General features: G+C 65.6%; 16 protein-coding genes, 2 tRNA genes and 1 pseudogene. 15 read left to right on the top strand and 4 right to left on the bottom strand.

Features of this window, described 5'->3' with window-relative positions:
• The first annotated feature begins 93 nt into the window (after nt 1-93).
• The 3 genes from QFZ33_RS16205 to QFZ33_RS16195 are packed head-to-tail and all read left to right on the top strand — an operon-like array spanning nt 94 to nt 2,684.
• The gene (locus QFZ33_RS16205) at nt 94-588 is read left to right on the top strand and encodes a ribose-5-phosphate isomerase (RefSeq protein WP_307029111.1); all 495 of its coding nucleotides are present in this window, start codon (nt 94-96) and stop codon (nt 586-588) included.
• Nucleotides 588-1,508 (top strand): Fpg/Nei family DNA glycosylase, encoded by a 921-nt coding sequence (locus tag QFZ33_RS16200; protein WP_307029109.1) that lies wholly within the window; start codon nt 588-590, stop codon nt 1,506-1,508. Before QFZ33_RS16205 ends, QFZ33_RS16200 begins: the two co-directional genes overlap by 1 nt.
• An 18-nt stretch (nt 1,509-1,526) precedes the next feature.
• Nucleotides 1,527-2,684 (top strand): winged helix DNA-binding domain-containing protein, encoded by a 1,158-nt coding sequence (locus tag QFZ33_RS16195; protein ID WP_307029107.1) that lies wholly within the window; start codon nt 1,527-1,529, stop codon nt 2,682-2,684.
• 82 nt (nt 2,685-2,766) lie between these two features.
• Here the strand turns inward: QFZ33_RS16195 and QFZ33_RS16190 are convergent.
• Nucleotides 2,767-2,840 (bottom strand) — tRNA-Gly (locus QFZ33_RS16190).
• Between the two features lie 140 nt (nt 2,841-2,980).
• Between QFZ33_RS16190 and QFZ33_RS16185 the strand changes: the two genes are divergently transcribed.
• The 6 genes from QFZ33_RS16185 to QFZ33_RS16160 all read left to right on the top strand — a co-directional run bounded on the left by QFZ33_RS16185 (nt 2,981) and on the right by QFZ33_RS16160 (nt 8,297).
• A tRNA-Pro gene (locus QFZ33_RS16185) sits at nt 2,981-3,055 on the top strand.
• 78 nt (nt 3,056-3,133) lie between these two features.
• Nucleotides 3,134-4,522 (top strand): trigger factor, encoded by a 1,389-nt coding sequence (gene tig / locus QFZ33_RS16180; RefSeq protein WP_307029105.1) that lies wholly within the window; start codon nt 3,134-3,136, stop codon nt 4,520-4,522.
• Nucleotides 4,523-4,765: 243 nt separating this feature from the next.
• Nucleotides 4,766-5,380 carry an ATP-dependent Clp protease proteolytic subunit gene (locus QFZ33_RS16175; protein ID WP_190603577.1) on the top strand — a complete coding sequence of 205 codons (615 nt, stop codon included), beginning with the start codon at nt 4,766-4,768 and terminating at the stop codon, nt 5,378-5,380.
• A 38-nt stretch (nt 5,381-5,418) separates the two neighbouring features.
• On the top strand, nt 5,419-6,078 hold the full coding sequence (locus QFZ33_RS16170; RefSeq protein WP_102972267.1) for an ATP-dependent Clp protease proteolytic subunit: 660 nt from the start codon (nt 5,419-5,421) through the stop codon (nt 6,076-6,078).
• 196 nt (nt 6,079-6,274) lie between these two features.
• The gene (gene clpX, locus QFZ33_RS16165) at nt 6,275-7,561 is read left to right on the top strand and encodes an ATP-dependent Clp protease ATP-binding subunit ClpX (RefSeq protein ID WP_307029103.1); all 1,287 of its coding nucleotides are present in this window, start codon (nt 6,275-6,277) and stop codon (nt 7,559-7,561) included.
• Between the two features lie 121 nt (nt 7,562-7,682).
• Entirely contained in the window at nt 7,683-8,297 is a 615-nt protein-coding gene (locus QFZ33_RS16160; RefSeq protein WP_307029102.1) for a mycothiol-dependent nitroreductase Rv2466c family protein, read from the top strand.
• Nucleotides 8,298-8,671: 374 nt separating this feature from the next.
• On the opposite strand, the pseudogene valS reads toward QFZ33_RS16160, so the two are convergent.
• Nucleotides 8,672-11,294: pseudogene (gene valS, locus QFZ33_RS16155) on the bottom strand (valine--tRNA ligase).
• 83 nt (nt 11,295-11,377) lie between these two features.
• Here valS and QFZ33_RS16150 point away from each other — a divergent pair.
• Nucleotides 11,378-11,752 carry a DUF488 domain-containing protein gene (locus QFZ33_RS16150; protein WP_307029100.1) on the top strand — a complete coding sequence of 125 codons (375 nt, stop codon included), beginning with the start codon at nt 11,378-11,380 and terminating at the stop codon, nt 11,750-11,752.
• A gap of 94 nt (nt 11,753-11,846) precedes the next feature.
• Nucleotides 11,847-12,638 carry an SDR family oxidoreductase gene (locus tag QFZ33_RS16145; protein ID WP_307029098.1) on the top strand — a complete coding sequence of 264 codons (792 nt, stop codon included), beginning with the start codon at nt 11,847-11,849 and terminating at the stop codon, nt 12,636-12,638.
• A gap of 5 nt (nt 12,639-12,643) precedes the next feature.
• Here the strand turns inward: QFZ33_RS16145 and QFZ33_RS16140 are convergent, their stop codons facing one another.
• Nucleotides 12,644-13,690 (bottom strand): endonuclease/exonuclease/phosphatase family protein, encoded by a 1,047-nt coding sequence (locus tag QFZ33_RS16140; protein ID WP_307029097.1) that lies wholly within the window; start codon nt 13,688-13,690, stop codon nt 12,644-12,646.
• A 331-nt stretch (nt 13,691-14,021) separates the two neighbouring features.
• Between QFZ33_RS16140 and ileS the strand changes: the two genes are divergently transcribed.
• Genes ileS through ndk form a run of 4 tightly spaced genes read left to right on the top strand, consistent with a single transcriptional unit; the run spans nt 14,022 to nt 19,631 of the window.
• Nucleotides 14,022-17,342: an isoleucine--tRNA ligase gene (gene ileS / locus QFZ33_RS16135; protein WP_307029096.1), complete on the top strand. Its 3,321-nt coding sequence runs from the start codon at nt 14,022-14,024 to the stop codon at nt 17,340-17,342.
• A 3-nt stretch (nt 17,343-17,345) separates the two neighbouring features.
• The gene (locus QFZ33_RS16130; RefSeq protein WP_307029093.1) at nt 17,346-18,707 is read left to right on the top strand and encodes a bifunctional folylpolyglutamate synthase/dihydrofolate synthase; all 1,362 of its coding nucleotides are present in this window, start codon (nt 17,346-17,348) and stop codon (nt 18,705-18,707) included.
• Nucleotides 18,707-19,171, top strand: a complete 465-nt coding sequence (locus tag QFZ33_RS16125; protein ID WP_307029091.1) for a DUF4233 domain-containing protein — start codon at nt 18,707-18,709, stop codon at nt 19,169-19,171. Before QFZ33_RS16130 ends, QFZ33_RS16125 begins: the two co-directional genes overlap by 1 nt.
• Before the next feature lie 40 nt (nt 19,172-19,211).
• Nucleotides 19,212-19,631: a nucleoside-diphosphate kinase gene (ndk, locus tag QFZ33_RS16120; protein WP_307029090.1), complete on the top strand. Its 420-nt coding sequence runs from the start codon at nt 19,212-19,214 to the stop codon at nt 19,629-19,631.
• 100 nt (nt 19,632-19,731) lie between these two features.
• On the opposite strand, the gene QFZ33_RS16115 is transcribed toward ndk, so the two are convergent.
• Nucleotides 19,732-20,415 (bottom strand): vitamin K epoxide reductase family protein, encoded by a 684-nt coding sequence (locus QFZ33_RS16115; RefSeq protein WP_307029088.1) that lies wholly within the window; start codon nt 20,413-20,415, stop codon nt 19,732-19,734.
• Nucleotides 20,416-20,617 lie beyond the last annotated feature (202 nt).

Raw genomic sequence — 20,617 nt, 5'->3', positions numbered from 1 at the left:
CTGGGGGAAGCACACCGAGTACTCTTGGATCTGTTGATTTGACCTGTACCAGCCCGGCCGCGCCCCGGTGCTCATGACTGAACGGAAGCTACCGTGACAACAAACCCTGCATTTCCGCGGGTCCACATCGCCACCGACCACGCCGGCATGGAGCTGAGCGCCCACCTGGTCAAGCACCTGACGGCGAACGGCTACGACGTGGTGGATCACGGACCCAAGGAATACGACGCCCTGGACGACTACCCGTCGTTCTGCATCAACGCGGCGCTCGCAGTGGTGGCGGACCAGGAAGCAGGAATCCACGCGCTGGGCATCGTGCTGGGCGGATCCGGAAACGGCGAGCAGATCGCGGCGAACAAGGTCAAGGGTGTCCGCGCCGCCCTGGTCTGGAACCAGTCCACCGCCACGCTGGCCCGCGAGCACAACGATGCCAACGTCGTGGCCGTCGGCGGCCGCCAGCACAGCGTTGAGGAGGCCACGTCCCTGATCGAGGCCTTCCTGCAGGAGCCCTTCAGCAACGACGAGCGGCACATCCGCCGCATCGGCAAGATCGCCACCTACGAAACCACCGGCGAGATCGTCGACTAGTGCCGGAAGGCCACTCCATACACCGGCTCGCCCGCCAGTTCGGTGATGTGTTCGCCGGCGAGCGGCTGGCTGTCAGCAGCCCCCAGGGCCGCTTTGCCGCCGGCGCCGCCCTGCTGGACGGGCACACCATGGTGCACGCGTCCGCGCATGGAAAGCACCTGTTCCTGCACTTCGAGCACGCTCTGGTGCTGCACGTCCACCTCGGCCTCTACGGGGCCTGGGATTTCGGCGGGGACAGCCAGTTCCGCGGGGCCTCCAGCATCGGCGCGCCCCGCAGGGTGGGGGAGTGGGAACTGGCTGATGGCAATGGGTCACCCGAAGGCAATGGCGATCCTGCTTCCGCGGAGTACGCCGGGCCGCCGGCGCCGGTGGGGGCGGTGCGGGTCCGGCTGGTGAGTGACCATGGCTGGGCCGACCTGCGCGGTGCCACCACGTGCGCCGCCATTACCGATGCCGAGGTGGCAGCCGTGCTGGACAGGCTGGGCCCCGATCCGCTCCACAAAACCGGCGGCAGCAGGGACGACTTCATCCGGCGCGTCCTGGCAAAGCGGACGCCGCTCGCTACGCTGCTGATGGACCAGAAGGTGATTGCCGGCGTCGGAAATGTCTACCGGGCCGAAGTACTGTTCCGCCGCCGGATCGACCCCCTGCTTCCCGGCCGCGCGCTCACTGCGGACGCCGCCGGCCTCCTCTGGGATGACACCGCTGCAGTGATGGCCGACGGCGTCCGCGACGGGCGGATCATCACCACCACCGCCGGCTTCTGGACCCGGACCGGCCAGCTTCCGCCGGGGGAGGAGGCGCACTTTGTCTACCGCCGCCACGGCCAGCCGTGCCGGGTCTGCGGGACTCCGGTTGCCCTGGCCGAACACGCCGCCCGCAAACTGTACTGGTGCCCGTCCTGCCAGCAGCCCGTATGAGCTGACCGGTAACGGGCGATGACTTATAGACCGGAACGCGAATATTCGTGGGCGCAGGTCTGTGCCCGGCGCATGGAGCGTCAGTGGCTTTCGGCCCCTTCTCACACTGCCTCCCCGGCGGAGATCGTGCGGGCCATGTGCGGTGCGCACGCCCAGGTGATGCCGGCCGCCGAGTTGTCCGTGGGCATGCGGAGCGCCGGGGTTTCCCCGGCCGAGGTGCGCAAGGCGCTCTGGGAGGACGGAACCCTGGTCAGGACCTTCGGGCCACGGGGCACTGTGCATCTGCTGCCGGCAGCGGACCTGTCCCGGTGGACCGCAGCGCTGGCTGCCATTCCGCCCAACGCCGCGCTGGAACAATTCCTGACGCCCGGCCAGACGGACGAGATCGTGGCTGCCATTGCAGACGCGCTGCGGGACGGCGAGCTGACCGTCGACGAACTCACTGACGCCATTGTCGCCAGAACCGGTGCCTGGGCGGCTGACCCAGTGATGCCCGCATTCCAGACCATGTGGCCGCGCTGGCGCGCGGCGCTGGGGATCGCGGGCTTCCGCGGCGCCCTGTGCTTTGGCGCCGGCAGGGGCAGGGCAGCGACGTACCGCAGCCCCGGGCAGCTACTTCCCGGGTTCGGGCCTGCCGACGCCGCGCCGGCGCTTGGCTGGCTCCTCCGCAGCTACCTGCAGGCGTACGGGCCCGCAACGCCGGCGCATTTCGCCCGGTGGCTGGCGGTTCGGCGCGAGTGGGCTGCCGGGCTGTTTGATGACCACCGCGGAGAGCTTGCCCAGGTCACGGTGGAAGGGACGCCGGCCTGGCTGCTGCGGAGCGACACCGGGGCCATCACCACGGAACCTTCGGGCGTCAGGCTGCTTCCCTACTTCGATTCCTATGTAGTGGCCGGCCAGCCCCGGGAGCTGCTGTTCCCGGGCGCGGCAGGTAACCGTGCCCTGGCCAGGGGGCAGGCAGGTAACTATCCCGTCATACTCATCGACGGCGTCGTCCGCGGACTCTGGCACCACCGCCGTTCCGGAAAGAAAGTGGAGATCACCGCCGAGCTGTTTGTTCCGGCGGGGCCATCGCGGTTGGAGGAGCTGGCGCAGCAGGCGGAGCGGGTCGGCAATTTCCTCCAGGCAGAAGCACGTCTCACCTTCGGCACGGTGGGTGTCGGGGGCCACGCCTAAGCTGGGTCAACACCTAAGCGTGGCCTCATCACGGGCAAGGCTTAACGCGAAAGAGGCCCCTCGACGAGGGGCCTCCTTGGTGTGGAGGGGACGACGGGAATCGAACCCGCGTAATCAGTTTGGAAGACTGAGGCTTTACCATTAAGCTACGTCCCCGGAGGAAAGCGTTCCGGCGCACTGGCCTTTAGGCTTTTCTTCGGCGGCTGTTCAAGCCGGATATAACTAAACCTAATTCATGCCCCAAGTGTCAAATGTGCAAACGCGGCAGGGATGAACGTAGACTGTCCTGTGCATTACGGGGTGTAGCTCAGCTTGGCTAGAGCGCCTGCTTTGGGAGCAGGAAGTCGCAGGTTCAAATCCTGTCACCCCGACTCTGCGGCCCGGGCCCCAGGCCTGGTCACAACAACGCGTTTGCAGAACCCACCAACAAAACCAGGAGTACTTAGACCGTGAAGAGCGCTGTCGAGAACCTCACCCCCACGCGGGTCAAGCTCAATGTTGAGGTCCCCTTTGAGGAATTGAAGCCCAGCATCGATGAGGCATACAAGACTGTTGCTTCGCAGATCCAGGTCCCTGGCTTCCGTAAGGGCAAGGTTCCCGCCAAGCTGATCGACCAGCGCGTCGGCCGCGGCTACGTCCTGGAGACCGCCATCAACGAGGGCCTCAACGGCTGGTACCAGGCTGCAGTCCAGGAGTCCGGCATCCACCCCCTGAGCCGTCCCGAGGTTGAGATCACCGAGGTTCCGGATCCTTCCGCCACCGATGGTGAGCTGAAGTTCCAGGCCGAGGTTGATGTCCGCCCGGAGATCGAACTGCCCGACTACGCCGGCATCAAGGTGGAGGTTGCCGCGGCAGAGTCCTCGGACGCCGACGTCGACAAGGCCCTGGACGAACTGCGTGGCCGCTTCGGCACGCTCAAGACCGTGGAGCGCCCGGCAGCTGACGGCGACTTCCTGAGCATCGACATCACGGCGAGCATTGACGGCGCCGAGGTGGACTCCGCTACCGGGCTGTCCTACCAGGTTGGCGCCGGCACCATGCTTGAAGGCATGGACGAGGCCGTGACCGGCCTGAGCGCTGACGAGGACGCCATCTTCGATACCACCCTCGTGGGCGGCGACCACGCCGGTGAAGCCGCGCAGGTTAAGGTTGTCGTCAAGTCCGTCAAGGAGCGCGAACTGCCCGAGGCGAACGACGACTTCGCCCAGCTGGCCTCCGAGTTCGACACGCTGGCCGAACTGCGCGAGGACCTCGCCAAGCAGGCCGCCGACTCCAAGGTCGTGGAGCAGGGCGTCGAGGCCCGCGACAAGGTCCTGGACAAGCTCGTTGAGCTGGTTGAGGTTCCTGTTCCGGAGTCCGTCGTCGAAGAGCAGCTCGAGCAGCACTTCAAGGCCGAGAACTCCCACGGTGAAGGCGAGCACGACACCGAAGAGCACCGCGCCGAAGTCAAGGCCAACACCGAGCGCGCCTTCCAGAACGAGATCATCCTCGACGCCATCGCCGAGAAGGAAGAAGTGGGCGTCAGCCAGAACGAGCTGATCGACTACATCGTCACCACCGCCAGCCAGTACGGCATGGACCCGAACCAGTTCGCCCAGATCATCGACCAGAGCGGCCAGGTTCCCATGATGGTTTCCGAGGTCCGCCGCCGCAAGGCACTGGCCGTCGTCCTGGGCCAGGCCGAGGTCACCGACTCCGAGGGCAACAAGGTTGACCTGAGCGACTTCGTCCGCCCCGGCGGCGAAGAGGCTCCGGCCGTCGAAGCCGAAGCGGAAACCGACGCTGAAGCAGCCGGCGAGACCGTCGCGAACGACGATCCCGCGGCCGTGAAGTTCTAGCAGCCGCACGCATCAGCGGCGCCAGCCCCCGGGTCCTCGGATCCGGGGGCTGGCGCGTTAACGGCCGGTGTACAGCTCCCGCGGGCAATCGTGCGCCGTCAGCGAACAGCGTGATTCCGACGAACAAATCCGCTCCGAAAGCGGTTAGTGTCCAAGTAGTGAAGTTCAGTGATGTCGTTCAGTGATGTCACCGTCACCAGCGAGAGGTAAGTACAAATGTCACAGCAAGCAGCGGCCCCCCGCATGGCAACCGTCGATCCTGCAGCCCAGGACAACTACATCTACAACCGCCTGCTGAAAGAGCGCATCATCTGGCTTGGCTCCGAGGTCCGCGACGAGAACGCAAACGCCATCTGCTCACAGCTGCTGCTGCTTTCCGCCGAAGATCCCAACAAGGACATCTACCTTTACATCAACTCGCCCGGCGGCTCGGTGACGGCCGGCATGGCCATCTACGACACCATGCAGTTCATCCCCAACGACGTCGTTACCGTCGCCACCGGGCTGGCTGCCTCCATGGGACAGTTCCTGCTGTCCTCCGGCACCAAGGGCAAGCGGTACGCCACGCCGAACGCGCGCATCCTGATGCACCAGCCTTCCGGCGGTATCGGCGGAACGGCTTCGGACATCAAGATCCAGGCCGAGCTGATTCTCCACATGAAGAAGGTCATGGCCGAGCTCACGGCCGACCAGACCGGCCAGACCGTGGAAACCATCCTCAAGGACAACGACCGCGACAAGTGGTTCACCGCCAGCGAGGCGCTCGAGTACGGCTTCTTCGACAAGATCTCGGCGCACGCAGGTTCTGTCGCCGGCGGCGGCGGAACCCAGAACGCTTCATCAAACGGCCAGAGCTAACCGGCAACAAGACAGAACTGAATCCAGGAGCAATGAACATGAACTACAATTTCGGATCGTCTGCCGGTAATCTGCCGACAAGCCGCTACGTTCTGCCGCAGTTCGAGGAGCGCACGCCGTATGGCTTCAAGCGCCAGGACCCCTACACCAAGCTTTTCGAAGACCGCATCATCTTCCTCGGTGTCCAGGTGGACGACGCCTCTGCCGATGACGTCATGGCGCAGCTGCTGGTGCTGGAGTCCACGGACCCGGACCGCGACATCACCATCTACATCAACTCGCCAGGCGGCTCCTTCACCGCCATGACCGCGATCTACGACACCATGCAGTACATTCGCCCTGAGATCCAGACCGTGTGCCTGGGCCAGGCCGCAAGTGCTGCGGCTGTGCTGCTGGCCGCCGGAACGCCGGGCAAGCGCCTCGCTCTTCCCAACGCCCGCGTCCTGATCCACCAGCCGGCACTGTCCGGCGGCCAGGGCGGACAGGCATCCGACCTGGAGATCCAGGCGGCCGAAGTCATGCGCATGCGGACCTGGCTGGAGGATACCCTGGCCAAGCACTCCGGCCGGACGCCGGAACAGGTCAACAACGACATCGAGCGGGACAAGATCCTCACCGCCGCTGAGGCGCAGAATTACGGCCTGATTGACCAGGTCCTCGATTCCCGCAAGATCAAGCCGCAGGCACTAGCCCGCTAAATGCAGGCACATGCCGGGTAAACAGCAGTAACGGGCGCCGGTGCGGTTTAGATTTTTGAACCGCACCGGCGCCCGGTTTCCACCCCTCGGGCCGAATGTGACCTAGAGTGGATGTAAATCATTGCCGGATCCCGGCCGTGGTTAGATGCAACCGGTGCAAAGCTGCCCTTGCGGCAAGATACTAAGGGGTTCACATATGGCTCGGATTGGCGAGAGCGCGGATCTGCTCAAGTGCTCTTTCTGCGGCAAGAGCCAAAAGCAGGTGCGCAAGCTCATTGCCGGGCCCGGCGTCTACATCTGCGACGAGTGCATCGAGCTCTGTAACGAGATCATCGAGGAAGAACTCGCAGAGGTCGCCGATCTGGGCAGTTTCGAACTGCCCAAGCCCCGCGAAATCTTTGACTTCCTGCAGGAATACGTCATTGGCCAGGAACCGGCCAAGCGTTCCCTCGCCGTCGCGGTCTACAACCACTACAAGCGGATTCAGGCCGGGCATGCGCCCAAGAGCGGCACACTGGCCGAGGGAGTCCACCACGACGACGTTGAAATCTCGAAGTCCAACATTCTTCTGATTGGCCCCACCGGCTGCGGCAAGACCTACCTTGCGCAGACCCTGGCGCGCCGGCTGAACGTCCCCTTTGCCGTTGCCGATGCCACCGCCCTGACTGAAGCCGGGTATGTGGGCGAAGACGTGGAGAACATCCTCCTCAAGCTCATCCAGGCCGCCGACTACGACGTCAAGAAGGCCGAACAGGGCATCATCTACATCGACGAGATCGACAAGATCTCGCGCAAGAGCGAAAACCCCTCGATCACCCGCGATGTCTCGGGCGAGGGCGTTCAGCAGGCCCTGCTGAAGATCCTCGAAGGAACGGTTGCCTCGGTTCCGCCGCAGGGCGGCCGCAAGCACCCCCACCAGGAATTCATCCAGATCGACACCACGAATGTCCTCTTCATCGTTGCCGGCGCCTTCGCCGGCCTGGAGGACATCATCGGTTCCCGCTCCGGCCGCAAGGGCATCGGCTTCGGCGCTCCGCTGAACGAGGTCAAGAACACCGATTCCTATGGCGAAGTGATGCCGGAAGACCTGCTGAAGTTCGGGCTTATTCCGGAGTTCATCGGCCGCCTGCCGGTCATCACCACCGTCTCCAGCCTTGACCGTCCCGCTCTGATCCAGATCCTGTCCACGCCCAAGAATGCCCTGGTCAAGCAGTACCAGAAGATGTTCCAGCTGGACGGCGTGGAGTTGGTGTTCGACGACGACGCTCTGGACGTGATTGCCGACCAGGCCCTGGAACGGGGAACCGGAGCCCGCGGACTGCGAGCCATCATGGAGGAAGTCCTCCTGCCGGTTATGTTCGATTTGCCCAGCAGGGACGACATCGCCAGCGTGGTCATCACCGCCGACGTAGTGGCCAAGAAGGCCCAGCCCACAATGATCACGCACGACGTCGTGGCCAAGCGACGGAACAAGTCAGCCTAACGCTGATAAATTCGCTGCACCGGAATAAATCGACCCGATTCATCGCTGTCGCTTAGGCGTGCCCTGCGAGTATGGCTTTGCGGCGCGCCACACCCCGAAGACGTCCCTGAGGAGATTTGCTGTGTCTGAAACCGCCGCCAATAAGGCCGACTTCTGGTTCGACCCCCTTTGCCCGTTCGCCTGGATCACCTCCCGCTGGATCGGCGAGGTGGAAGGCGTCCGCGACATCCAGACGGAGTGGCACGTCATGAGCCTGTCCGTGCTGAACGAAGGCCGCGATCTCGATCCCAAGTACAGCGAGGCCATGGACAAGGCCTGGGGGCCGGTCAGGGTCATCATCGCCGCCCAGGAACAGCACGGCGACCACGTGGTCAGGCCGCTGTACGACGCCATGGGATCGCAGATCCACGACGGCGGGCAGAAGGACTTCTCGATCGTCATCAGCAAGGCCCTGGCCGACTGCGGCCTCCCCGCGGAGCTGGCAGCCGCTGCCGGCTCCGACGAGTACGACCCGCAGCTGCGTGCCAGCCATGAAAAGGGCATCTCCCTGGTGGGTCAGGACGTTGGAACCCCCGTGGTGGCCTTCAACGGCACCGCGTTCTTTGGACCCGTCCTCACCCGCATTCCGCGCGGGGAGGAAGCCGGGAAGATCTGGGACGCGGCGATCACCCTCGCGGCCTACCCGCACTTCTTCGAGATCAAGCGCAGCCGGACCGAAAGCCCTGCCTTCGACTGATCTGCGGGGCCCCCGTCGGGCATTCAGAGCCCCGGCTCCGGAGCCCCGGCAGAACTACATGGGAGTAGTTCCGCCGGGGCTCTTGCGCATCCGCAACAGGAGGACAAAGATGGAACTTACCCACTTCGAAAGAAGTGAGACGCAAGAACCAAAGATTCAGTGACAGGCTTCCAACGCAGCCTTCGGCAAAGTTAGAAGCAGACTACCGGTGACAAGGTAGGAAGACCTGAAATTCCAAGGATCTTGCCAGACTGTCAAAGATGTCACCAGACAGCCGAAAAGTCGAAGCCCCACCAACGGCAAAACGCTGATGGGGCTTCCCCTTTGCCCGGAAACATCCGGAACTGCCCGAAATGCTCCGGGCTCATTTCACCTTAGGCCTGTGCGGGCTCCTCGGCCGGAGCCAGTTCCACGTCGCTGACCGTGAGCTCGCCCTCGCCCGTGTTGAGCGAGATTTCCTGCGCGTTGGCCGCTGCCTTGAGGTCCCCGAGCCCTGCCTGGAGCTGGGCCACGAGGGACTCTCTCGCCGTGATCGTCGCCGACAGGACCTCGGTGCGCTGCTTGACCTTGGCCTCCGACTTGGCCTTCCGGATGCCGCTGAGCGCAATGCCCACGGTGCCCAGCATGTCGGTGTCGCCGTCGGTGATCTCCAGCGGCGCCGGCCAGGCGGCGCGGTGCACGGAACCGGCCCGCCACCAGCCCCAGACCTCTTCGGTGGCGAAGGGCAGGAACGGCGCGAAGAGGCGCAGCAGCGAATCCAGAGTGGTGGCCAGGGCCGCGAGAACCGAAGCCTGCTCGGTCTCGCCGGCTGCACCGTACGCGCGGTCCTTGATCAGCTCGACGTAATCGTCGGTGAACTGCCAGAAGAACGATTCGCTGATCTGCAGCGCCCGGGCGTAGTCGTAGTTGTCGAACGCCTTGGTAGCCTGGGCCACGACGTCGGAGAGCTGGGCCAGCAGGGCACGGTCCCAGGGGATTGGTCAGGACGGACAGATCGGTGGAAACCACCGAATTCTCCGTGGGGCCCAGGTTGAGGACGAACTTCGAGGCGTTCAGCAGCTTGATGGCCAAGCGGCGGCCGATCTTCATCTGCGCGATCTCGTAGGCGGTGTCCGCGCCCAGGCGTGCGGAGGCAGCCCAGTAGCGGACGGCGTCCGAGCCATACTCGTTCAGGACATCCGTCGGCACCACCACGTTGCCCTTCGACTTGGACATCTTCTTGCGGTCCGGGTCCAGGATCCAGCCGGAGATGGCCGCGTGCTTCCAGGGCGCGACGTCCTGCAGGGCGTCGGCGCGGACGGCGGAGGAGAACAGCCAGGTGCGGATGATGTCGTGTCCCTGGGGGCGCAGATCGAACGGGAACACCTTGGCGAACAGGTCCTCGTCCCGGCTCCAGCCGCCCACGATCTGCGGGGTCAGGGATGAAGTGGCCCAGGTGTCCAGCACATCAGCGTCACCGGTGAAGCCGTTGGGCTGGTCACGCTGGGACTCGTCGTAACCGGGCGCGGCGTCGGCCGCGGGGTCCACCGGCAGCAGGTCATCGGACGGCAGGACAGGGTTGTCGTAGTCCGGGTTGCCCTGGGCGTCCAGCGGGTACCAGACCGGGATCGGCACGCCGAAGAAGCGCTGGCGGGAGACCAGCCAGTCCCCGTTGAGGCCGGCGATCCAGTTCTCGTAGCGGGAGCGCATGAAGGACGGGTGGAAATCGATGTCCTTCCCGCGGCCGATCAGGTGTTCGCGGCGATCCTCGTCACGGCCGCCGTTGCGGATGTACCACTGCCGGGACGTGACCACCTCGAGGGGCTTGTCACCCTTTTCGAAGAAGTTCACCGGGTGGGTGATCTTCTTGGGTTCGCCGTCGAGCAGGTCCGCTGCCGTGAGCAGCTCCACCACGGCCTCCTTGGCGGAGAAGACCGTCTTGCCGGCGATGGCGGCGTACGCCTCGCGGCCGGCATCCGTGGTGATCCACTCCGGGGTCTCGGCCAGGATGCGGCCGTCGCGGCCCACGATCGCGCGGGTGGGGAGCTGGAGTTCGCGCCACCAGGTCACGTCGGTCAGGTCGCCGAAGGTGCAGACCATCGCGATGCCCGAGCCCTTGTCCGCCTTGGCCAGCGGGTGGGCCTTGACCTCGAGCTCGACGTCGAACAGAGGGGACTTCACGGTCTTGCCGAACAGCGGCTGGTACCGCTCGTCGTCGGGGTTTGCCACCAGGGCGGCGCAGGCCGCGAGCAGTTCGGGACGGGTGGTTTCGATGAAGATCTTCTCGCCCTCGGCGGTGAAGAACGGATAGCGGTAGTACGCGCCCGCCACCTCGCGGTCCTCGAGCTCGGCCTGGGCCACGGCGGTGCGGAACGTGACGTCCCAGAGCGTGGGGGCCTCGGCCATGTAGGCGTCGCCGGCGGCCAGGTTCGCAAGGAAGGCGCGCTGGGAGACGGCGCGGGAGGTGTCGTCGATGGTGCGGTAGGTGAGGTTCCAGTCGACGGACAGGCCGAGGGTCTGGAACAGGTTTTCGAAGACCTTTTCGTCCTCGACGGCCAGCTCTTCACACAGTTCGATGAAGTTCTGCCGGGAGACGACGTCGAAGTCCCGCTGGTTCTTCGCCGGCTGCGCCGGCGGCTGGTAGTCCGGGTTGTACGGGATGGCGGGATCGCAGCGGACACCGTAGTAGTTCTGGACGCGGCGCTCGGTGGGCAGGCCGTTGTCGTCCCAGCCCATGGGGTAGAAGACGTTCTTGCCGGTCATGCGCATGTAGCGGGCCTGCACGTCGGTCTGCGTGAAGGAGAACATGTGGCCCACGTGGAGGGAACCGGAAGCGGTGGGCGGGGGAGTGTCGATCGAGTAGACCTGCTCCCGGGTGGTGTCCGGGTTGAACCGGTAGGTTCCTTCCTCGAGCCAGCGCTGCGTAAGGGCAGCCTCCAGGCCTTCCAGGGCCGGCTTGTCGGGAACGTTGATGGGGGTGGTGGCGGGCGTGTCTGTACCCTGCGTTGATTCAGCCATGGGCCAATTGTTTCATGCCGGGCATTTGTTTCCTGCCCGGAGGTGCGTGCCCGCTGCCGGAAGTCGGGAGTAGCATGCGGCGTATGGGCAAAGCAGGCGCTTCCTTTGCGATCAAACGCATCTATGAGGAACCCGCTGACGACGACGGCTGCCGGGTTCTGGTGGACAGGCTCTGGCCGCGCGGGGTCAGTAAGGAACGGGCCCAGCTGGAGCTGTGGCTCAAGGACGTCGCGCCGTCGCCGCCGCTGCGGCAGGAATTCGCCCACATGCAGGAGCGGTTTGAGGACTTTCGTGCCCAGTATGAGGACGAGCTGGCGGGCAATCCCGCGGTGGACCAGCTCCGGGACCTGGCGGCCAGGCACCGGAAGGTGACGCTGCTGTACGCGGCCAGGGATCCGGAGGTGAACCATGCAAAGGTACTGCTGGAGTTCCTGGCAGCACGGGGTTCGGGAAAGTAAGGGGTTTGCCAAGGTCAACAGTTCGCGTTAGTTGGCGGTCCGCGGAAGTAAACATTGGGCTGGCCCACCCTGCGGTTGGCGCTAGGGTGGTGCCATGACTGAGGTTTCCGCAAGCCCTGACGTGTCCACCAAAAAGTCCACCACGAAGGCAGCCCTCGTTACAGGCGCCAGCTCCGGCATTGGCGAGGCCACCGTTCGCGCGCTCCGTGCAGACGGCTGGACCGTGTACGCCGTCGCCCGCCGCCAGGAACGGCTGGCCGCGCTGGAATCCGAGACCGGCGCCGTCGCCCTCGCTGCCGACATCTCCGATGACGCGGACGTGGCCCGCCTGCTGGCCGAGGTGACCTCCGCCGGCGGGATCGACACGCTGGTCAACATCGCTGGCGGTGCCCGCGGAGCGGATCGTGTAGGCCAGGCCGTGACCGAGGACTGGGAGTGGATGTACCGGGTCAACGTCCTCGGCACCATGAAGCTCACCCGCGCCTTCCTGCCGATGCTGCGCGAGAACGGCGAGGGCACGGTCCTGAACCTGACGTCCACGGCCGGGCTGGATGCCTACGAGGGCGGGGGCGGCTACAACGCCGCCAAGTTCGCCCAGCATGCCCTGACCGGGGCGCTGCGGCTGGAAGAGGCCGAGCATAACGTCCGGGTCGTCGAGATTGCCCCCGGCCTGGTCCAGACGGAGGAGTTTGCCATCAACCGGCTTGGTGACGCGCAGGCGGCCGGCAAGGTCTACCAGGGCGTGGAAAAGCCCCTGACCGCCGAGGATGTGGCGGATGTGGTGCGCTACGCCGTAAGCGCACCGCACCACGTGAACCTCGACCAGATCGTCATCCGCCCGGTGGCGCAGGCGTCCAACTACAAGCTGATTCGCAAGCAGGCCTGAGCAGGCTAACCCGCAACCGGGACGTCCAGCGTGGCCAGTACGGCCGCGTGGTCCGTCCGGGGGACGCGGTGCACGGCATAGCCCGACGCCGGAATGCGCGGGCTGCTGACCAGATGGTCGATGGTGATGCCGGGAAGCGCCTGGCCGTCCATCGGCCATGTGGGCATGAACCTCGCCCCCGACGCCGTGCCGACGTCCACCAGCTTCCGGCCACCCGGGCCGCCGTCGAGCAGCCTGCGGAACTCCGAGTGGTCGAAGGTGGCGTTGAAATCGCCCAGCAGGAGTTGGTTGCCCTGGCCGTCCGCCCCGTCGCGGGCGACCAGCCGGGCCAGCGACTCAAGGTCGCTTCGCCACTGGCCGACCCGGACATCCACCGGCGGGAGGGTGTGCACGTTCGTGACCTCGAGTGTGGCGGCTGCACCACCGGCAGCGGGCAGGGTCACCCGAAAGGTCGGCATCTGGAACGGTGTGTCGGGAATCAGCCCGATGGCTTGGATGGGGTGTTTTGAGTACGTTGCGCTGCCCGAGCCATTCTCGGAGGGGCTGCTGATCCTGTTTGGCAGGAGACTCCCCAGTCCCTCGGCGGCCAGCCGGTCCTCCAACGCCTGGGTGTGCTCCTGGATGGCGAGAAGTTCCACCCCGTTGTCCCGGACCAGCCGGACGATTTCGGCGGCGTCGGCCTTGCCGAAGCGGGAATTGATGCTCATCACCGTCAGCGGAACGGTGCTGCCGGGACCGGAGGCTCCGGAGTCCGCCCGGCCTGCACCCGCCCGCCCGGCGTCTGCTATCCCGCCATCCGCCCGACCCGCATCCGGCGCCCAGAGCCAGAAAAGCTGGGCTCCCAGGAGCAGGACGGCAGCGGCCGTGACCAGATGCCGCCGGCCCAGCAGCGCCAAGGCCAGCGCAAGGGCGGCAGGAATCACCAGCCACTGGGTGAAGGACAGCAGCTGGACCACCGGCGTGGGCCATTCGGCCGGGATGGCGCGGAACACCGAAAGCGAAGCGACCGGCAGGAGGATGCAGAGCGCCAACACCCGGGCCGAAGCAGTCATGGATCGAGTCTAGGCTCTGGCCGCCGGATGGTTATGGCCGCCCCGGCCACAGCAGTTAGACTGGAGCCAACAGCTTTGACCCGGCCATCACCGGTGAGCTTCCGGAAGAACACCCGGCCCACCTTGCGGACAATCAGTCGCTGGGGGGCCAGGCCAGTAGAACCGGACGGGTAAGCCCGTCACAGCAGCAATGAGCGGCCGTCGTCGAACTCCTTTGGAGTTCGGCAGCGGTAAGTGAGGTGGTACCGCGGTGCCGGTGCAGTTGTAAGACTGCGCACGCGCCGTCCTCGCATCCTGAATTTTGTTCACCAGCTCAACCCAGGATGTCGAGATGACGTATTACCCCAAGGCCTCAGCAGCCCCGTCCGGTCCGGGCTCCTCTACGGGAGTCTCCGCCTCCGTGAAGTTCCCGGAGATCGAAGAGCGGATCCTCAAGTACTGGGACGAGGACGGCACTTTCCAGGCAAGCATCGACCAGCGCAGCGCCGACCTTCCCGGCGGCGCCCCCGGCAGCAACGAATTCGTCTTCTACGACGGCCCGCCCTTCGCCAACGGCCTGCCGCACTACGGCCACCTGCTGACCGGTTACGCCAAGGACCTGGTGGGCCGCTACCAGACCCAGCGCGGCAAGCGCGTGGAGCGCCGCTTCGGCTGGGACACCCACGGCCTTCCCGCCGAGCTGGAAGCCATGAAGCAGCTGGGCATGACGGACAAGACCCAGATCGAGGCAATGGGCATCGACAAGTTCAACGACGCCTGCCGCGCCTCCGTGATGAAGTACGCCAACGAATGGCAGGCCTACGTCACCCGGCAGGCCCGCTGGGTGGACTTCGACAACGACTACAAGACGCTCAACGTCGAGTACATGGAATCCGTGCTCTGGGCTTTCAAGCAGCTGCACGAGAAGGGCCTGACTTACAACGGCTACCGCGTGCTGCCGTACTGCTGGAAGGACGAGACGCCGCTGTCCAACCATGAGCTGCGCATGGATGACGACGTCTACAAGAACCGCCAGGACCAGACCGTCACGGTGACCTTCCCCGTCAAGGCGGGGGAGTCGGAACTGTCCAAGCAGTTGGCCGGAGTCCAGGCGCTCGCCTGGACCACCACCCCCTGGACGCTGCCCACCAACCTGGCGCTCGCCGTCGGGCCTTCCATCAGCTACGCGGTGCTGCCCGCCGGCCCGAACGGCGTCAAGGCCGCCTCAGCCGAGGCACCCGTCACCGGCAGCTTCCTGCTGGCGGAGGACCTGCTGGGCAGCTACGCCAAGGACCTGGGGTACGACGACGCCGCTGCCGCGGCAGCCGCCGTCGTTTCAACCCACACCGGTGCCGAGCTCGAGGGGCTCAGCTACGAACCGCTCTGGCACGACTTCGCTGACACGGAAAAGTACGGCACCGAGAACGCCTGGCGCTTCCTCGTGGCGGACTACGTCACCACCACCGACGGCACCGGCATCGTCCACCAGGCTCCGGCCTACGGTGAGGATGACCAGAAGGTCTGTGAGGAAGCCGGCATCCCCGTGGTCCTCTCCGTGGACGAGGGCGCCAAGTTCCTGCGCCTGTTCGCCCACGGCGACCTGCACGACATCGTCGGGCTGCAGGTCTTCGAAGCCAACAAGCCCATCACCCAGGTGCTCCGTGCCCAGGGCCGCCTGGTCCGCCAGGCCAGCTACGAGCACAGTTACCCGCACTGCTGGCGCTGCCGCAACCCCCTGATCTACCGAGCCGTCTCCTCCTGGTACGTGGAGGTCACCAAGTTCCGCGACCGGATGTCCGAGCTGAACCAGGAAATCAACTGGATCCCCGGCAACGTCAAGGACGGCCAGTTCGGCAAGTGGCTCGCCAACGCCCGCGACTGGTCCATCAGCCGCAACCGCTACTGGGGCAGCCCCATCCCGGTATGGCAGTCCAGCGACCCCGAGTACCCGCGCACGGACGTGTACGGGTCGCTCGCGGAGATCGAGGCCGACTTCGGCCGGCTGCCGCTGAACAAGGATGGCCAGGTGGACCTGCACCGTCCCTTCATCGACGAACTGACCCGGCCCAACCCGGACGACCCCCGCACGCCCGAAGAGGGACAGTCCGTCATGCGCCGCGTGGAGGACGTGCTGGACGTCTGGTTCGACTCCGGCTCCATGCCCTACGGCCAGGTGCACTACCCGTTCGAGAACGAGGCCTGGTTCGACACCCACAACCCGGCCGATTTCATCGTGGAGTACATCGGACAGACCCGCGGCTGGTTCTACATGCTGCACATCCTGTCCACTGCGCTGTTTGACCGTCCGGCCTTCCGGAACGTCATCAGCCACGGCATCGTGCTGGGCTCCGACGGGCAGAAGATGTCCAAGAGCCTGCGCAACTACCCGGACGTCTCCGAGGTGCTGGACCGCGACGGTTCGGACGCCATGCGCTGGTTCCTCATGTCCAGCCCCATCCTGCGCGGCGGCAACCTCGTGGTCACTGAGCAGGGCATCCGCGACGGCGTGCGCCAGGTCATCCTGCCGCTGTGGAACGTGTACAGCTTCTTCACGCTGTACACGAATGCCGCTGATGGCGGGAACGGGTACGACGCACAGCTGCGGTACGACGGCTACGCGGACACGCTGGACCAGTACCTGCTGGCCAACACCGGCGACCTTGTCCGGAACATGACTGCCCAGCTGGACACCTACGACATCTCCGGCGCTTGCGATGAACTCCGCAGCTACCTGGACATGCTCACCAACTGGTACGTCCGCCGCAGCCGCCAGCGCTTCTTCGACGAGAACGCCGACGCCTTCGACGCCCTGTACACCGCCCTGGAAGCCGTGTGCCGCGTGGCCGCCCCGCTGCTGCCGCTGGTCTCCGAGGAGATCTGGCGCGGCCTCACCGGCGGCCGCTCCGTGCACCTCGCCGACTGGCCGGACCCCGGGCTGTTCCCGTCCAACGCCGCGCTGGTCGAGGCGATGGACCGCGTTCAGCAGATCTGCTCCACCGGTTCCTCGCTGCGGAAGGCCGCCAACCTGCGCGTGCGCCTGCCGCTGCAGGAACTCACTGTCGTGGCACCCGGCCCGGATGCGCTGGGGGGTTTCGCCGCCGTCGTCGCCGACGAACTGAACCTGCGCTCGGTCCGACTGCTGGACGCCGCCACTGCCTCCCCGGAGGAGTTCGGCATCGAACAGAAGCTCGTCGTCAACGCCCGCGCCGCCGGTCCGCGCCTCGGCAAGAACGTACAGTTGGCCATCAAGGGTTCCAAGTCCGGAGACTGGTCCGTCTCCGACACCGGTGTGGTCACCGCGGGCGGCCTTGAGCTGGAGCCCCAGGAATACACGCTGGAGACCGTGGTGGCAGAGTCCGACGGCGGTTCCGCCTCCGTCGCAGTTCTCCCCGGCGGCGGCTTCGTGGTCCTCAACACAGAGGTCACCCCCGAGCTCGAGGCCGAAGGCCTGGCCCGGGACATGGTCCGAGCCATCCAGCAGGCGCGCAAGGACGCCGGGCTGAACGTCAGCGACCGGATCAGGACCAGCGTCACCGCGTCGATGGATATTGTCGAGGCCGTGAAAGCGCACGAAAAACTTGTGGTCACCGAGACACTCACCGTGGAACTTGGCTTGTACTCGAGCGGGGACGACACCGGGCTGCAGATCATTGTCGAAAAAGTGGGGGCCTGAGACATGACCGATGAATTCTCCGTGGAGAGCGTCTACGCCGAGCTGCTGAGTCGGGCGCCGGAAAACAAGATGGAGCCCCGGCTAGCGCCGCTGTTCCGCGCCATGGATGTGCTGGGGGAGCCGAACAAGGCCTACCCGATCATCCACATCACCGGGACCAACGGAAAAACGTCCACGGCCCGGATGATCGAGGCCGGCCTGCGCGCCCACGGCCTCAGCACCGGACGCTACACCAGCCCCCACCTGTCCAAGGTTACAGAGCGGATCAGCCTCGACGGCGAGCCGGTGTCCGACGACACGTTCGTGCGCATCTGGGACGAGATCCGGCCGTACCTGCAGATCGTGGACGACGAACTCACCGCCGAGGGCCAGCCCCGGCTGACGTACTTCGAGTGCCTGACCATCCTGGCCTTCGCCGTGTTCGCCGACCAGCCGGTCAACGTGGCCATCATGGAGGTGGGCCTCGGCGGCATCACCGACGCCACCAACGTGGGCGACGGCCAGGTGTCCGTGGTGACACCGATCTCCCTCGACCACACCGACCTGCTGGGCGACACCACCGAGGACATCGCCTACGAGAAAGCCGGCATCATCAAGCCCGGCGGCTTCCTCGTCAGCGCATCCCAGCCGCTCGATGCCGCACAGGTCCTGCTGGAGAAGGCCAAGGAGGTGCAGGTGCCGTTCCGCTTCGAAGGCGTGGAATTCGGCGTCGAATCCCGGCAGGTCGCCGTCGGCGGACAGATAGTGACCGTCCAGGGCATCGCCGGCCGCTACCCGGACCTCATGGTGCCGCTGCACGGCGCCCACCAGGCTGAGAACGCGGCCGTGGCCGTCGCCGCCCTGGAGGCATTCCTTGGCGGCGGCGAGAAGGAGCTGTCCCTGGAGGTCCTGCAGGAGGCCTTCGCCACGGTCTCGTCCCCGGGCCGCCTGGAAGTCCTGCGCACAGCGCCCACCATCATCGTGGATGCCGCTCACAACCCGGATGGCATCCGTGCCTCCGCCGAGGCGATCCAGGAGGCGTTCAGCTTCAGCAAGCTGGTGGTCGTGGTGGGTGTGCTCAAGGAGAAGGACGCCGAAGAGATCCTGCGCCAGCTCAAGGAGTCACTGGGCGGCCTCGCGGAGGAATACTGCTTCACCCAGTCCAATTCCCCGCGGGCGGTGCCTGCAGCGGAACTGGCGGAGCTCGCCGTCGACCTCGGCTTTGGCGAGGAAAACGTGCACATCGCCGAAAAGCTGGACGATGCGCTGGAGTGGGCCGTTGAACGCGCCGAAGCCAACGACGACCTCGCCGGCGGCGTGCTGGTGACCGGGTCCATCACGCTGGTGGCGGACGCCCGCATCTTGCTTGGAAAGGCAGCCGCCTGATGGCCCGGCTTACCAAGGCCCAGCGCGAATGGCGCCCCGGCATGCCCAAGAAGCGGCGGTCCACCAAGGTCATGTTCGCCTCGACGGTCCTGCTGCTGGAGGCCTTCGTGGTCTTCTTTGCCACGCTGGCGGTGTTCGGCCTGCGCCGTGCCGAGATCTCCCCGGCGCTGATCCTTTCCGTGGGCATCGGACTGAGCGTGGTGCTGATCCTCGCCTGCGCCGTGCTGTCCAGGCCATGGGGCGTGGCGCTGGGCTGGATCCTGCAGCTGGTGCTCATCCTCAGCGGCTTCGCGGAACCGCTGATGTTCCTCGTCGGTGCGCTGTTCGCCATCGCCTGGTGGTACGGCATCCGCGCCGGCATCCGGATCGACCGCGAATCCGCCCAGCGGGACCGCGAGCAGGCGGAATGGGAGGCCACGCACCCGGAGGCCGCCGGCAATGACGGCACCGGCCAGACCCCGTAGACTTACCGGGAAACCCACAACCAACCTCATTGGAGCAACTGTGAGCATTGAGCGCACCCTTGTCCTGATCAAGCCGGACGGCGTTACCCGCAACCTGACCGGCGAAATCCTCAAGAGGATCGAAGCCAAGGGTTACGCCCTGGCCGAACTCAAGAAGACCAACGCCAGCCGGGAGCTGCTCGAGCAGCACTACGAGGAGCATGTGGGCAAGCCGTTCTACGAGCCGCTCGTGGAGTTCATGCTCAGCGGCCCCGTGGTGGCGGCCATCTTTGAGGGCCACCGCGTGATCGAGGGCTTCCGGTCCCTGGCCGGCACCACCGACCCGACGACGGCGGCCCCCGGAACTATCCGTGGCGACTTCGGCCGCGACTGGGGCCTGAAGGTCCAGCAGAACCTCGTCCACGGCTCGGACTCGGTGGACTCGGCCGAGCGCGAAATCAAGATCTGGTTCCAGGCCTGAGCTTCCCTGCAGGTTGAGCGCGCTGGCAGGTTGAGCACGAACGAACTTGTGGCCCCTCACTCATTGGAGTGGGGGGCCACAACTGTACGCTCTAGCGCTGCTAAAAGCCCGACGTGCCGGCGAACACCTGGATGAACGCGAAGAAAATAGTCGCAACCACGGCTACGTAGAGCAGCACCGTGATGATCCAGCCGGAGTCGCCCAGGATGCGGGCCAGGCCTGCCGGCGCCGGAATGGCGCCGCGGACGACGTTGCGGACGGTCACCCAGACGAAGAGCGGGATCATCGCTGCCCAGACAACCATGCAGAACGGGCACAGGATGTGAATCACGTACAGTGCCTGGGACCACAGCCAGGCCACGAAGATGAAGCCAAGAGTGACGCCGGCCTGCAGGCCGAGCCAGTACCAGCGGGCGAACCGGGCGCCGGCCAGCAGGCCCATGCCGGTGGTGATGATCACGGCGAAGGCCACGATTCCGATAAACATGTTGGGGAAGCCAAAGACTGAACTCTGCGGGGTCTGCATCACCTGGCCGCAGGAAATCCAGGGGTTTACGTCGCAGACGGTGGCGTGGTTGGGATCCTTGAGGACCTCAAGCTTTTCCAGCACCAGGATGCCCGATGCCAGCCAGCCCACAACGCCGGTGACGACCAGCAGCCAGCCGAACCGGCGGTCGCGGGTCATGGCCGGAACTGCGGTACCGGCCGAAGCCGCGGCGGGCCCGGCACCGTCCTGGGGATCCTGTTCGTAGTCCGTGCCCGTGGAAGGCGAAGTGCGTGGCATTGGATGGCGTCCTTTGTCTGGGGTGCTCCTGCCCAGATTGTATCGCCGCCAGCTTGAGGCAGCCTGTACCTGTAGCCAATGGCGGCATTGACCGGCTTTGTCACACAATTACAGCGTATTTGAACGGTGATATGAGAGAATAAACGTGGCTGGAGCGAGAACCACATTCGAACTCCAGTCCGGTGGCTTGTTCCCAAGACCG

Origin of the sequence: Arthrobacter globiformis (assembly GCF_030815865.1) — a bacterium.
Classification (GTDB): Bacteria; Actinomycetota; Actinomycetes; order Actinomycetales; family Micrococcaceae; genus Arthrobacter; species Arthrobacter globiformis_B.
This window is presented reverse-complemented; position numbering and strand designations above follow the sequence as displayed.